Source organism: Pigmentiphaga sp. NML080357, assembly GCF_002188465.1.
Lineage (GTDB): Bacteria > Pseudomonadota > Gammaproteobacteria > Burkholderiales > Burkholderiaceae_B > Pigmentiphaga.
The window spans coordinates 1-13,033 of record NZ_NINW01000033.1; the positions used below are offsets into that span (position 1 = coordinate 1).

12 protein-coding genes and 1 pseudogene are annotated in these 13,033 nt (G+C 68.1%); 8 read left to right on the plus strand and 5 right to left on the minus strand.

Annotated elements, in window-relative coordinates; translation table 11 throughout:
- Positions 1-655, plus strand: a 655-nt coding sequence (locus CDO44_RS14400) for a Tn3 family transposase (protein ID WP_233146186.1), incomplete at its 5' end; no start/stop codon positions are given.
- Between the two features lie 32 nt (positions 656-687).
- Here the strand turns inward: CDO44_RS14400 and CDO44_RS14405 are convergent.
- Together CDO44_RS14405 and CDO44_RS14410 are read right to left on the minus strand one after the other, a co-directional pair.
- Positions 688-2,334: pseudogene (locus tag CDO44_RS14405) on the minus strand (efflux RND transporter permease subunit); the annotation flags it as partial.
- 18 nt (positions 2,335-2,352) lie between these two features.
- The gene (locus tag CDO44_RS14410; RefSeq protein ID WP_087780910.1) at positions 2,353-3,597 is read right to left on the minus strand and encodes an efflux RND transporter periplasmic adaptor subunit; all 1,245 of its coding nucleotides are present in this window, start codon (positions 3,595-3,597) and stop codon (positions 2,353-2,355) included.
- A gap of 136 nt (positions 3,598-3,733) precedes the next feature.
- On the opposite strand from CDO44_RS14410, the gene CDO44_RS14415 reads away from it, so the two are divergent.
- The 6 genes from CDO44_RS14415 (at position 3,734) to CDO44_RS14440 (ending at position 9,921) form a co-directional block, all read left to right on the plus strand.
- A complete protein-coding gene (locus tag CDO44_RS14415) occupies positions 3,734-4,744 on the plus strand; it encodes a LysR family transcriptional regulator (protein WP_087780911.1) in 1,011 nt (336 codons plus the stop codon).
- A gap of 134 nt (positions 4,745-4,878) precedes the next feature.
- On the plus strand, positions 4,879-5,349 hold the full coding sequence (locus CDO44_RS14420; protein WP_087780912.1) for a MarR family winged helix-turn-helix transcriptional regulator: 471 nt from the start codon (positions 4,879-4,881) through the stop codon (positions 5,347-5,349).
- Positions 5,346-7,400 (plus strand): FUSC family protein, encoded by a 2,055-nt coding sequence (locus CDO44_RS14425; protein ID WP_087780913.1) that lies wholly within the window; start codon positions 5,346-5,348, stop codon positions 7,398-7,400. The genes CDO44_RS14420 and CDO44_RS14425 overlap by 4 nt, the downstream gene beginning before the upstream one ends.
- Complete coding sequence (locus CDO44_RS14430) at positions 7,390-7,596, plus strand: DUF1656 domain-containing protein (RefSeq protein WP_087780914.1); 207 nt, start codon at positions 7,390-7,392, stop codon at positions 7,594-7,596. The genes CDO44_RS14425 and CDO44_RS14430 overlap by 11 nt, the downstream gene beginning before the upstream one ends.
- Before the next feature lie 49 nt (positions 7,597-7,645).
- Positions 7,646-8,494, plus strand: coding sequence for an HlyD family secretion protein (locus CDO44_RS14435; protein WP_087780976.1), 849 nt, complete (start codon positions 7,646-7,648; stop codon positions 8,492-8,494).
- 14 nt (positions 8,495-8,508) lie between these two features.
- Positions 8,509-9,921: an efflux transporter outer membrane subunit gene (locus CDO44_RS14440; RefSeq protein ID WP_369824674.1), complete on the plus strand. Its 1,413-nt coding sequence runs from the start codon at positions 8,509-8,511 to the stop codon at positions 9,919-9,921.
- Position 9,922: 1 nt separating this feature from the next.
- Here CDO44_RS14440 and CDO44_RS14445 read toward each other — a convergent pair whose 3' ends face one another.
- On the minus strand, positions 9,923-10,528 hold the full coding sequence (locus tag CDO44_RS14445) for a DNA-3-methyladenine glycosylase I (protein WP_087780915.1): 606 nt from the start codon (positions 10,526-10,528) through the stop codon (positions 9,923-9,925).
- 83 nt (positions 10,529-10,611) lie between these two features.
- Between CDO44_RS14445 and CDO44_RS14450 the strand changes: the two genes are divergently transcribed.
- Positions 10,612-10,947: a thioredoxin family protein gene (locus CDO44_RS14450; RefSeq protein ID WP_087780978.1), complete on the plus strand. Its 336-nt coding sequence runs from the start codon at positions 10,612-10,614 to the stop codon at positions 10,945-10,947.
- Between the two features lie 36 nt (positions 10,948-10,983).
- Here CDO44_RS14450 and CDO44_RS14455 read toward each other — a convergent pair whose 3' ends face one another.
- Positions 10,984-11,697 carry an ROK family protein gene (locus CDO44_RS14455; RefSeq protein ID WP_087780916.1) on the minus strand — a complete coding sequence of 238 codons (714 nt, stop codon included), beginning with the start codon at positions 11,695-11,697 and terminating at the stop codon, positions 10,984-10,986.
- Positions 11,694-13,007, minus strand: coding sequence for a lytic murein transglycosylase (locus CDO44_RS14460; RefSeq protein WP_233146187.1), 1,314 nt, complete (start codon positions 13,005-13,007; stop codon positions 11,694-11,696). Before CDO44_RS14460 ends, CDO44_RS14455 begins: the two co-directional genes overlap by 4 nt.
- Positions 13,008-13,033 lie beyond the last annotated feature (26 nt).

The following is a 13,033-nucleotide window of genomic DNA, read 5'->3' on the forward strand; positions in this document are numbered from 1 at the left end:
GTATGGGTTGCAGCGGGAGAAAGTCTACCTGTTCGATCGTCATGGTTGCGTCCGCAAAAGTCGTTGCGGACGCAAGCTTGACCACTTGTACGCTACCCCGATAGGGCGTTGTTCGCTAACCGCTTACGAAGAAATCCTGCGGCTGGCTACCTCGATCAAGCAGGGCACGGTGACGGCCTCGCTGATGTTGCGCAAGCTCGGCAGCTATCCGCGCCAGAACGGCTTGGCCGTCGCCTTGCGCGAGCTGGGACGCATCGAGCGCACGCTGTTCATTCTGGACTGGCTACAAAGCGTGGAACTGCGTCGCCGCGTGCATGCCGGGTTGAACAAGGGCGAAGCCCGCAACGCGCTGGCCCGTGCCGTGTTCTTCAACCGCCTGGGCGAAATCCGCGACCGCAGTTTCGAGCAGCAGCGCTACCGGGCCAGCGGCCTCAACCTAGTAACGGCGGCCATCGTATTGTGGAACACGGTCTATCTGGAGCGGGCGGCGAACGCCCTGCGCGGCCACGGTCAAGCCGTCGATGACGGCCTGTTGCAGTACCTGTCGCCACTCGGCTGGGAACACATCAACCTGACCGGCGATTACCTCTGGCGTAGCAGCGCCAAGATCGGCGCGGGGAAGTTCAGGCCGCTACGTCCGCTCTCCGGGTCTTAGCGTACGATTTTTTCCGTTTTCTGAGACGACCCCACCATGGCCTTGCGCGAAATGACGCCGGACACGCCTTGCCCATACCGCTCCGAGGCCCGGCCGAACATATGGTTGAAGCGGCGGAAGAATCCGCCGAACAGGCGGTTCATCACGCGCGTCAGGCCATCGGGCTGGGCGTCGTGCGACTTCAGCAGCAAGGCCGCCAGCGCGGGCGACAGGGTCAGCGAGTTGAACGCCGAGATCACCGTGGAGATGGCGATCGTCATGGCGAACTGCTTGTAGAACTGGCCGCTCAATCCGGTCATGAACGCCAGCGGCACGAACACCGCGACCAGCGTCAACGCGATGGCGATGATGGGCCCGCTGACTTCGCGCATGGCGCGATATGTGGCCTCGCGCGGCGTGAGCCCGGCCGCGATGTTGCGCTCGACGTTCTCCACCACCACGATGGCGTCGTCGACCACGATCCCTATGGCCAGCACCATGCCGAACAGCGACAGCGCGTTGATCGAATAGCCGAAGGCCAGCATCAGCGAGAACGTTCCCACGATGGACACCGGCACCGCCAGCAGCGGAATGATGGAAGCGCGCCAGGTCTGCAGGAACACGATGACCACCAGCACCACCAGGGCCACCGCTTCCAGCAGCGTGATGACCACTGCCTTGATGCTGGCGCGCACGAACTGCGTGGGGTCGTAGACGATGCGGTAGTCCACCGACGACGGAAAGTCCTGCGCCATGTCCTTCATCGCGGCGCGCACCTGGTCCGATACCGCCAAGGCGTTGGCGCCGGGCGATTGCATGATGGCCAGCGCCACGGCGGGCTTGTTGTCCAGCAGCGAGCGCAATCCGTACTCGGCCGCCGCCAGCTCGATGCGCGCCACGTCGGACAGGCGCGTCACGCCGCCGTCGGGCGACGTCTTGAGCACGATGTTGCCGAAGTCAGATTCGGTCTGCAGCCGGCCTTGCGTGTTCACCGACAATTGCAGGGACACGTCGGAAGCGCTGGGCGAGGCGCCGATCACGCCCGCCGCCACCTGCACGTTCTGCTCGCGGATGGCCGCCACCACGTCCGACGCCGTCAATCCCCGCTGCGCGACTTTCTGCGGATCCAGCCAGACGCGCATCGAATAATTGCCGGCTCCCCACAGCTGCACCTCGCCCACGCCGGGAATGCGCGCCAGACGATCCTTGACGTTGATCAACGCGTAATTGCGCAGATAGGTGATGTCGTAGCGATCGTCGGGCGAGATCAGGTGGGTCACCATCGTCAGCGTCGGCGAACTCTTGATCGTGGTCACGCCCAGCCGCTGCACGTCCTCGGGCAAGCGCGGCAAGGCCTGCGACACCCGGTTCTGCACCAGCTGCTGCGCCTTGTCCGGGTCCATGCCGAGCCGGAAGGTCACCGTGACCGCCAGGTTGCCGTCGCTGTTGGCCTGCGACTGCATGTACAGCATGTTCTCGACGCCGTTGATGGATTCCTCCAGCGGCGAGGCCACGGTCTCGGCGATCACCTTGGGATTGGCGCCGGGGTATTGCGCCCGCACCACGACCGAGGGCGGAACGACTTCGGGATACTCGGAAATGGGCAACTGGAACATGGCCAGCGCGCCGCCGAGCAGGATCAGGACCGACAGCACGCCCGCGAAAATGGGCCGGTCGATGAAGAACTTGGAAATATTCATGACTGCTTCCGGTCCGCCTTAGACTTGTTTGGCCTGGCGACCGGCCGGCTCGCGCAGCGGCTCGCCCCCGGTCGGCGGTCGCTCGCCCGCCAGCCGGCCGGCGTTGCCCGCCATCGGGACCGGACGGGGTTCCACCGCCTCGCCCGGGCGCACGCGCTGCAAGCCGTTGACGACGATGCGCTCGCCCGCCTTCAGGCCGGATTCGACCACGCGCAGCCCTTCGTTCGTCGCCCCCAGCTGCACCTGCCGGTAGCTGGTGCGGTTGGAAGCGTCGAGCACCAGCACGAAGCGCTTGTCCTGGTCGGTGCCCACCGCCCGTTCGTCGATCAGCAGCGCGTCGCGCGGCTGGCCGCTGCCCAGTTGCACGCGCGCGTACAACCCCGGGATCAGCTGGCCGTCCGGGTTGTCGAATACCGCCCGCACGCGGATGGTTCCGGAAGCCACGTCCAGCTTGTTGTCGATGAAACTGACCGATCCCTTCCGCGGATAGCCCTCTTCGTTGGCCAGCCCCAGGTAGACCGGGATGGTCCCGCCGTCGGCGCGGCTGGCCTGGGCGATCTTCAGATAGGTCGGCTCGTCCACGTCGAACGCCGCGTACAGGCGGGCGGTCGACACCAGCGTGGTCAACGGCGCCGAGGCGGCTCCGGCGGCAACGACGTTGCCCACCGTGACCTGGGCGCGCGAAATGCGTCCGCTGACCGGCGCGGTAATGCGGGTGTATTCCAGGTTCAGCCGGGCGGCCTCGAGCGCTGCCTGCGCCGCCTGCAGATTGGCCGCCGCTTCGCGCGCGGCGTTCTGCTTTTCCTCGAAATCGCGCTTGGCGATGGCGTTGTCGGCGAGCAACCGCTGGCCGCGCGCCAGCTCCGACGCGGTGTAGGCCTCGCGCGCCTGCGCAGCGGCCAGTTGGGCTTGCATGCGGGCCACCTCCGCTGCATAGGGGCGCGGATCGATGGTAAACAGCACGTCGCCCTTCTTGACCAGGGCACCGTCCTTGAAGTGGACGGCGGTCAGCGTGCCGGACACCAGCGGGCGGATCTCGACGCGGTCCACGGCCTCCAGCCGTCCTGAGTAGGCGCGCCAATCGATGATGGTGCGGTGGACGACTTCGGCCACGTCCACCACCGCGGCCTGGGGCGCGGCCACGGGCGCGGGCGCTTCCTCGCCGGCGAGGGCCGGCACGCGCAGCACCGCTACGGCGCCGGCGGCGCCGAGCACGGCGATGGCCGCGGCCACCGCCACCGTACGTTTGCGAAAAAGAGACATGGAAAAACCTCGGGTTCGTATGGGTGAATAAGGCGATGGCCGATTTTGAGTGTTATCGTGATTCCGATAAATCCCGCCTTTTTGCAAACACTATTCGTCATAGACGAACAATTCCCGGGCCGAGCCAGGAGCACCCATGGATCGATTCCAAGCCATGCAGGTTTTCACCCGCGTCGTGGAAGCCAACAGTTTCACCCTTGCGGCCGACAACCTCGGCCTGCCGCGCGCCACGGTCAGCACCACCATCCGGAACCTGGAGCGCATGCTGCAGGTGCGGCTGCTGAACCGGACTACCCGCAAGATCAGCCTCACGCCCGACGGCGCCTCGTATTACGAACGCTGCGTGCGCATCCTCGCCGACCTGGAGGAAACCGAGTCCTCGTTCCGCGACGTCTCGCGCGGTCCGCGGGGCCGGCTGCGCATCGACACGCCCGCCTCGATCGGGCGCTCCATCCTCATTCCGGCGCTGTGCGAATTCCACGAGCGGTATCCGGACATCGAACTGGTCATCGGCATGGGCGACCGCCCCGTGGACCTGGTGCAGGAAGCGGTGGACTGCGCCATCCGGGTCGGCGACCTGCAGGATTCCTCGATGGTGGCCCGGCGCATCGGCACCTTCGAGAGCCTCACCTGCGCCGCCCCCGCCTATCTGGACACCTACGGCGAGCCGCGCACGCTCGAGGACCTCAAGCACCACCACGCGGTGCACTATTTCTCCACCCGCACCGGCCGCACCATTGACTGGGACTTCGTCGTCGACGGCGTCGCCACCGAGGTCAAGGTCAACGGCATCGTCTCTGTCAACGACTCCGATGCCTACGTCGCCTGCGGATTGCAGGGATTCGGCCTCATCCAGCCTGCGCGCTACATGGTGCTGCCCTACCTGGAATCGGGTCAGCTGCGGGAGGTGCTGCACGCGTGGAAACCTTCCCCCATGCCCATTTCCGTGGTCTACCTGCACAACCGCCACCTCTCGCCCAAGGTGCGGGTCTTCGTGGACTGGGTGGCGGAGCTGTTCAGCCGATGTCCCCTGCTCAGCGGCTGCCAGATGCATTCCGCCGCGGAATGTGAATTTGCCTGTCAACCGTCGGGCCATACCGTGCGCTCGGTCATCGAGCAGCACAATCTGGCGGAAAGCGTCTTCTGACCCGGGAGGCCGGTGACCGCCGGCCTCCGTTCCCCTCCCCCTTCCCTCCTTTCCAGGGATCGCATGCCGCGATCCCTGTTGCATCGGCACGTCATTAACTTCACAAACAAATATTTTGCATGCTAATATTTTGCATGGAAAAATTAGATGCGTTGCTGACGCAACTCACCATGGCGCTGGGCCGTACCTCCCGGGCGTACAAATCGGCGGCCGACAAGATGGCCGCCGATTTCGGCCTGTCGCAAGCCACCGCCTGGCCCGTGGTCATGATCGGCCGCCTGGGCGACGGCGCTCGTCCCGGCGCGGTGGCCGAAGCCCTGGGCATCGAGCCCTCTTCGGTCGTTCGCGTCATCGACCGCGTCATCGAACTCGGCCTGGTGGAACGCCGCGAAGACGCCACCGACCGCCGCGCCAAATCCCTTTACCTCACGGCCGCCGGCCGGCAATGCGCCGACCGGATCGAAGCCGCCCTGATCCCGTTCCGGCGCGAATTGTTCGCCGGCCAGAAACTGGACGACATCGAGGCTTGCCTGCGTACTCTCGAAGGCCTGCAGACCGCGATCGAACAACGCAATCAGGAGCCCGGCCCCCCGTCGTCCCCATGAAGTCCCCCAGTCTTTCCGAAACGCTGTTCTCGCTCAAGAGCTATGCCGCCGCCGTCCTCGCCCTCTACGTGGCGATGCGCATCGGCCTGCCGCGGCCTTTCTGGGCCATGATGACGGCCTATGTGGTCACCAGTCCGCTGGCGGGAGCGGTGCGCTCCAAGGCCATCTACCGCGTCGCCGGCACGACGCTGGGATCGGCCATGGCCCTGGGCACCATCCCGCTGCTGGTCAATGCCCCCGAACTGCTGTCGCTGGTCTTCGCGGTGTGGGTGGGGCTGTGCCTGTACATCTCCCTGCTCGACCGCACGCCCCGCTCCTATGTGTTCATGCTGGCGGGCTATACCGCCGCCCTGATCGGCTTTCCCACGGTTACGCAGCCCGAGCAGATATTCGACACCTCGCTCGCCCGGGTGGAAGAAATCCTGCTGGGCATAGGCTGCGCGACGCTGGTGCACAGTCTCGTCTTTCCGCAAGGCATCGGTCCCGTGCTCCTGGCACGCGTGCAGCGGGCCTACGGCGATGCGCAGCGATGGATCGTCGATGCGCTGGACGGCGGCACGGACGCCGGCCAGCAGGACCGGCGCAAGCTCGCAGCCGACATCACCGACCTGCGCCTGATGGCTACCCACCTGCCATTCGATACCTCGCACCTGCGGTGGACCTCGAACGCCATTCATGCCGTGCAGGACCGCATTTCCCTGATGCTGCCGCTCCTGTCCTCCATCGAAGACCGGCTGGCGGTACTGCGCGGCATGTCCGCCGGCCTGGCGCAGCGCTGGACCGCGGCCATGCGGGAGGTCGCCGACTGGGTGCGCGACGCCGGGCGACCCGACCCGGTGCGCATGGCGGCCCTCCTGCGCGCCATCGACGCCAGCAGTCCCGCTGTCACTCCGGGCATGACCTGGCGCGAGATCCTGGAGCTGAACCTGGGTTCACGCCTGAAGGCGCTGGTCAATGCCTACGCCGATTCGCGCGCCCTGCGCACCCACATCGAAAGCGGCCTGCACGACGCCGCCTCTCCCTCGATTCGTGAACAACCCGGGCTTTCGCCGCGGGTCCTGCACACCGATCGCGGCCTCGCCCTGCTGTCGGCCTTCGCCGCCACCGTGGCCATCCTCGCGTGCTGCCTGTTCTGGATCGCGTCCGCGTGGCAGGCCGGTTCCGGCGCGGCGCTGATGGCCGCCATCTTCTGCTGCCTCTTCGCCACCCAGGACAACCCCGTCCCCGCCATACGCGTATTCCTGAAGTTCACGCTGCTGTCCATTCCGTGCGCGGCGTTCTATCTGCTCGCCGTGCTGCCGGCGGTGCACAGCTTCGAGATGCTGGTGCTGACTACCGCGCCCCTCTTTCTCGTGCTGGGCGTGCTCATCGCCCGGCCGGCGACCATGGGCCCCGCCATGGCCTTCCTGTTCGGCATCACCGGCGCGCTGGCCCTGCACGATACGCAGACCGCGGATCTCGTGTCCTTCGTCAACAGCATGCTGGCGCAAGTCGCCGGCATCGTCGCGGCGGCAGTGTGCACGCGCCTGTTCCGCACCATCAGCGCCGACCGCAGCGCCTTGCGGCTGCTGCGCGCCAGCTGGAAGGAGCTGGCCGAGCTCGGCCGCGCCGACTCGGTAGGCAACATTACGGTGACGGAGATCTCGGCGCGCATGCTCGATCGCCTTGCGCTGCTCTCTCCGCGCCTGGCTGTCGCGCGCGGCAATGCCGACCTGCAGGGCGCCGACGCGCTGGCCGACCTGCGGGTAGGCCTGAACATGACCCAGCTCCTGCGTACCCAGCCCGTCCTGGATCGAGCCGGCCTGGACGTACGCCCGCTGCTCAGGACGCTGTCCGCCTTCTTCGAGAGCCGCCGCCGGCCCACGCAGCGCCCCTCGCCCGAGCTGCTCGAACGCCTCGACGGCATGCTGCGCGCCGCCTGCGCGCTGCATGCCTCGTCCGAGCAGCGCGACGCGGTGGCCGCGCTGGGCGGCCTCCGCCGCGACCTCTACCCCGACGCCGGCGACTACCAGCCGGCCTCCTCCCGCACGGAGCCCGTCCATGTTCGGTGAAATCAATGTCTACGGGCTCTACATGCCCACCCTGCTCGTGCTGACTTTCGCGGCCATCGTCGTGGCGCGGCTGCTCGGCCGCGCGCTCGCCCGCGCCGGCCTTTACCGCCACGTATGGCATCCGCCGCTGTTCGATCTGTGCCTGTTCGTCATCGTGCTGGCCTGTCTGTCGTTCCTGTTTACTCGAGAGTTCTGACGTGATTCCGAAGATTCCCCTGCCGGCCCTGGGCCGGTTCGCATTGACGATGCTGGTCCTGGCCATTGCCGTCACCGCCGGATGGACCCTGTGGCAGCGCTACGAAGTCCGGCCCTGGACGCGCGACGGGCGCGTCAAGGCCTACGTGGTGCAGGTGGCGCCCGACGTGACCGGCCAGGTCACCCAGGTCCTGGTGCGTGACAACCAGCCCGTGCGCGCCGGCCAGGTGCTGTTCCAGGTCGACAAGGCGCGATACGAGCTGGCATTGCGGCAAGCCCAGGCCACCGTGCAATCTCAGCGCGCGGCGCTCGCCCAGGCCACGCGCGAAGTCCGCCGCAACGGCGAACTCGGCGAACTGGTGGCCCAGGAAACGCGCGAGCAGGCGCTTGCGCGTACCGAACAATTGCGCGCCGCGCTCGCCCAGGCAACGGCGGCCCTCGACCTGGCCAAGCTCAATCTCGCACGCAGCACCGTCGTCTCGCCGGTCAACGGCTACGTCACCAACCTCGACCTGCGGGGAGGCGGCTACGTGACGGCGGGCCATCCCGTCATGGCGCTGGTCGATCGCGATTCCTTCTACGTCGAAGGTTATTTCGAAGAAAACAAGCTGCCGCGCATCCACGTCGGCGATCCGGTCACGGTCTCGCTGATGGGCGCGAGCGAACCGCTGGAAGGCCACGTGGAGAGCTTCGCCGAGGGCATCGCCGACCGCGATCGCAGCACTGCCGCCAACCTTCTGCCCAACGTCAACCCCACGTTCAACTGGGTGCGCCTCGCCCAGCGCATACCGGTGCGGGTGGCGATCGACCGGGTTCCGGCCTCCACCCGGCTCGTGGCCGGCCAGACGGCCACCGTGGAAGTGCACGAACATGCCGCCACGACTCATTCGGCGGGATGAACATCATGAAAACCATCGCTCTACGCTGCCTCGCAGCCGCATTGCTCGGCGCGATGGCCGCCTGCTCCACTGTCGGGCCGGACTACGAGATTCCCTCGCAAGCCGCCGCCAGGCTCGACGCCGCACATGGCCCGCTTGCCGGCCTGGAGCCGCGAGCGGCCCAAGCCACGCCCCTGCCGCCCCATTGGTGGCGCCTCTACGACGATCCGGTGCTCGATACCCTCATCGCCGACGCCTTCGCCGCCAACACCGACCTGCGGGTGGCTGCCGCCAACCTGCAGCGCGCCGCCGCGGCGGTCGACGAAGCCAATGCGGCGCGCCGTCCCGGCGCCACGGTCAGCGCCTCGCCGGCCTATGGCCGCTCGTCCGGCGCAGCCAAGGGCGTTCCGTACGCGCTGCCCGATACCGGCACCTATGACGCCGGTGCCTCGGTGTCCTACCAGGTCGACATGTTCGGCAAGATATCCCGCGCCATCGAGGCCGCCGGCGCAGACGCGCAGGCAGCCCAGGCCGCATATGACCTGGCGCGCGTGACGGTCGCGGCGGGGACGGTGCGCGCCTACGCCGACATCTGCTCGGCGGGACGGCAACTGGACGTGGCGCGGCGCTCCATCGCGCTGCAGGAACAGTTCGCCGAACTGACCCGGAAACGGGCCGGGATGGGCCGCGGCACCTCGCTGGACGTCAGCCGCGCCCAAGGGCAGCTCGAACAATTGCGTGCCGCCGTGCCGCCGCTGGAGGCACAACGTTCGACGGCGCTCTACCGGCTGGCGGTGCTGACCGGCAAGGTCCCGGGTTCGCTGCCCGCTTCCATCGCGAACTGCCACGTCCCGCCCACGCTGCACGAACCGATTCCCGTCGGGGACGGCAGCGCGCTGCTGCGCCGCCGCCCCGACATCCGCCAGGCTGAACGCACGCTGGCCGCGGCCACCGCGCGCATAGGCGTAGCCACCGCCGAGCTGTATCCCAGCATCACTTTGGGCCTGTCGGCCGGCAGCACCGGCGCCCTGTCGCAGTTCGGCGCGGCCAACACCTTCCGTTGGAGCCTGGGTCCGCTGATCTCGTGGAACCTGCCCGACACCGGCGTGGCGCGCAGCCATATCGCGCAAGCGCGAGCCGGCAGCGCGGCGGCGCTCGCCCGATTCGACGCCACGGTGCTCAATGCCTTGCAGGAGACGTCCAGCGCGTTGACGGTCTACGCGCGCGACCTGGATCGCGCCGACGCGCTGCGCGCGGCACGCGACCGGAATCGCGACGCCGCCGAACAGGCCCGTACGCTGTACCGGCTGGGCCGCACCGATTTTCTCACCGCGCTGGACGCCGACCGCACGCTCGCCGGCTCGGAAAGCGCGCTGGCTTCGGCCCAGGGCCAGCTGGCCACGGACCAGGTCGCGCTGTTCCTGGCCCTGGGCGGCGGCTGGGAATAGGCTATCGAGCTCCCGGCCGCTCGAAGGCCTTGCGCAGGCGCTCGACTTCGGCATGGCACATGCAATCCGGCCCGTGATCGTTGACCATGCCCACCGCCTGCATCAGCGAATACATGGTGGTCGGGCCGACGAATCGCCAGCCGCGCCGCTTCAGTTCCTTGGACAGGGCCCGCGACTCGGGCGACTCGGCGCGAGGCGGACCGTGGTGCACGGCCGCGGGCTCGTAGCGCCACAGGAATGCGGACAGCGAACCGGCCTCGGCGCGCAATTCCACCGCGCGCTGCGCATTGTTGACGACCGCCTCGATCTTGCCGCGGTGGCGCACGATGCCGGCATCGCCAAGCAGCCGTTCCACGTCGCGCGCGCCGAAGGCGGCCACTTTGTCGATGTCGAACCCCGCGAACGCCTGGCGGAATGCGGGCCGCTTGCGCAGGATGGTCAGCCAGCTCAGGCCGGCCTGGAAACCTTCCAGGCTGATGCGCTCGAACAGCGCCGCATCGCCGGTCAGCGGCCGGCCCCATTCGTGGTCGTGGTAGGCGATGTAGAGATCGTCATTGCCGGCCCAGGCGCATCGCGTGGGCTGGCCGTTGCGGCGGGTGTCGTGCATGGCTCGGCGGAGGTCGGGGAAGGAAATCCGATATATTGTCGCCCATAACCTTTGCGCGGCGCCGTCCGGCCGCCGCCTCGTGCATGGAACAAATCGAACTCGACGACGGCACTGCCGACCGCTTCCTGCTGGATGCGCCCGGCACCTCGCTGCTGGTCTTCACCAGCGCCACCTGCGCCAACTGCAAGCTGGCGCGCGCCCAGCTCCCCGACATGAGCCTGCCGGTGGGCCGCATCTGCTGGATAGACGCGGGCCGCAACCGGGGCCTCGTGGAACGCTACGAGGTGTTCCACCTGCCCTCCATGTTCGTGGTCAAGAACGGCGTCTACTACGGCGCCGTGCAGGCCACGCTGGCCGATTGGGACATACGGCGCCAGATCTCCCTGGCGCTGGACAGCTATCCGGCGGAACTGCCTTGAGCGCCGCCTGACCCGCCACGCCGGTGGGGGCCTTCTTCAGGAGCGCACGGCGTCCCAGTCGCGCCAGAGCGCAGCGCCGCCGCTGATCCCGGCGGCATTCGAGCCCACACTGGCATGGGCCGGCAGTTCGATCGCAATCTCGCGCGCATTGCCGCCGCCCAGGAACACGTGATCGGGCTTGAGCAGGATGTCGATCAGGGCCAGCGCCTTGAGCAGGCGCCGGTTCCAGCGCTTCTTGCCCACAGACAGCAGCGCCGCGCCGCCCAGGTATTCCTCGTAGGTTCTTTCGCCGTCGATGGGATGATGGGCCAGTTCCAGGTGCGGCATCAGCTCGCCATCGCGGAACAGCGCCGTGCCGACGCCTGTGCCCAGGGTCATGACGAACTCCAGGCCGCTTCCGCGCACCAGGCCGTAGCCTTGCATGTCGGCGTCGTTGATCATCCGCGCCGGGCACCCCAGGCGTTCGCCCAGGACCTGCGCCAGCGGAAATCCTATCCATTCCTTCGAGCCGAGATTGACCGCCGTCAGTACGCGCTGCTGGCGGATCACGCCGGGAAAGCCGATGGAGATGCGGTCGTAGCCTTCCAGCTTGGCCGCCATGCGCGCCACCTTGTCGACCAGGACTCCGGGCGGGCAAGGCTGCGGCGTCGGCACCCGCACACGCTTGCTGATGCGGGTGCCCGTGTCATCGATGACGGCAGCCTTCAGGCCGCTGCCGCCGATGTCTACCGCCAGGATGCCGGTCGTCACGCGCCGCTCCCGGGTTGGGGCGCCGGCAGCGGGCCTTGCTCCGGACCCGGTATCGGGTTCTGCCTCAGGGCATCGAGGATGCGCCGCCCCACCCTGCCGTCCACCGCCATGCCGGCCCGCTCCTGCTCGGCCGCGACCGCCGCTCGCGTGCGGCCGCCCGGAATCCCGTCCGGCGTTCCGACGTCATGGCCGCGGGCCAGGAGCAGCGCCTGGAGCTCGCGTATCTCGGCACGCGAGAGCCCCGGGTCGTCGGTGGGCCAGGCCGTGGCAAGCGCCGGTTCGCCGCGCAGCCGGTCGATCAACAGGCTGACCGCGAGCGCATACTTGCGCGAACCGTTGTAGCTCAGGATGGCCTCGAAATTGCGGGTGGCCAGGAATACCGGCCCGCCGGCCCCGGTCGGGGCGAACAGATAAGCCTGCGAGTCAGGCGCAGGTTCGCCCGAGCGGGAGCGGTCCGGCCTGCCCCCGTCCGCGCGCACCACGCCGAGCTTCGCCCACTCGGCCAGGCTGCGGCGCTCCCCGCCGGCGAACTCTTCCCCGGCCGGCACCGCGGCCGCCACGGCTGGCGGAAGCTTGACCTCGATCACGGGCAGCAGCCCCCGGGTCCAGCGCGCCCGCCGCTTGCGCAAGTGGCTGGCGGTGGATGCCAGCGCATCGGGCAGCGATCCGTACAGGTCTATCCGGCCGTCTCCATCGCCGTCGGCCGCCAGCTCGTAGAACGAGGTGGGGATGAACTGCGTCATGCCGAACGCCCCGCTCCACGAGCCGACGAATGTCTCGGGCACCACCAGCCCATCGCGCAGCAGGCGTATCGAGGCGTAAACGTTCTTGATCCACAGGGGCTTGCCTTCGGTACAGGCCCGGGTCAGCCAGGCATCGAGCACGCGGGTCTTGCCCAATTGCACGCCATAGTTGGTCTCGATGCCGAAAATGGCGACCAGCACTTCGCCGTCCACCTCGTAGCGGTCGGCGATCTGCGTCAGCGGCCCCGCTTCGGCCGCCATCAACCGGCGGCCGTCGGCCACGCGCTCGTCGTCCACCGTCTTGGCGATGTAGTCCCACCAGGTCTCCTTTCCTTCGGGCTGGGCCTGGGCGGCCGCCACCGTGGATGCCAGCAGCGCGGCGCCCTGGGTGTAAGTATCGAAATCGGCCACCTGGATGCCGTTGGCCGGCGCGCCCGGCCTCAGCCTGGCAAGGCAGGCGTCGGTATCGAGCTGGGCATGGGCCGCGCTGGCCGCCAGCATGGCCATGCCGGCGCCCAGGGCGGGTAGCAGCCGGCTTCCGGGCCGGCGCACGCGAAAGGCATGCATAGGGCTTGCAGTCTCCTTGATTGCGA

Coding starts and splice junctions, on each gene's coding strand:
- CDO44_RS14410 (WP_087780910.1), bottom strand. CDS start 3,597: ATGTCTCTTTTTCGCAAACGTACGGTGGCGGTGGCCGCGGCCATCGCC.
- CDO44_RS14415 (WP_087780911.1), top strand. CDS start 3,734: ATGGATCGATTCCAAGCCATGCAGGTTTTCACCCGCGTCGTGGAAGCC.
- CDO44_RS14420 (WP_087780912.1), top strand. CDS start 4,879: ATGGAAAAATTAGATGCGTTGCTGACGCAACTCACCATGGCGCTGGGC.
- CDO44_RS14425 (WP_087780913.1), top strand. CDS start 5,346: ATGAAGTCCCCCAGTCTTTCCGAAACGCTGTTCTCGCTCAAGAGCTAT.
- CDO44_RS14430 (WP_087780914.1), top strand. CDS start 7,390: ATGTTCGGTGAAATCAATGTCTACGGGCTCTACATGCCCACCCTGCTC.
- CDO44_RS14435 (WP_087780976.1), top strand. CDS start 7,646: ATGCTGGTCCTGGCCATTGCCGTCACCGCCGGATGGACCCTGTGGCAG.
- CDO44_RS14445 (WP_087780915.1), bottom strand. CDS start 10,528: ATGCACGACACCCGCCGCAACGGCCAGCCCACGCGATGCGCCTGGGCC.
- CDO44_RS14450 (WP_087780978.1), top strand. CDS start 10,612: ATGGAACAAATCGAACTCGACGACGGCACTGCCGACCGCTTCCTGCTG.
- CDO44_RS14460 (WP_233146187.1), bottom strand. CDS start 13,007: ATGCATGCCTTTCGCGTGCGCCGGCCCGGAAGCCGGCTGCTACCCGCC.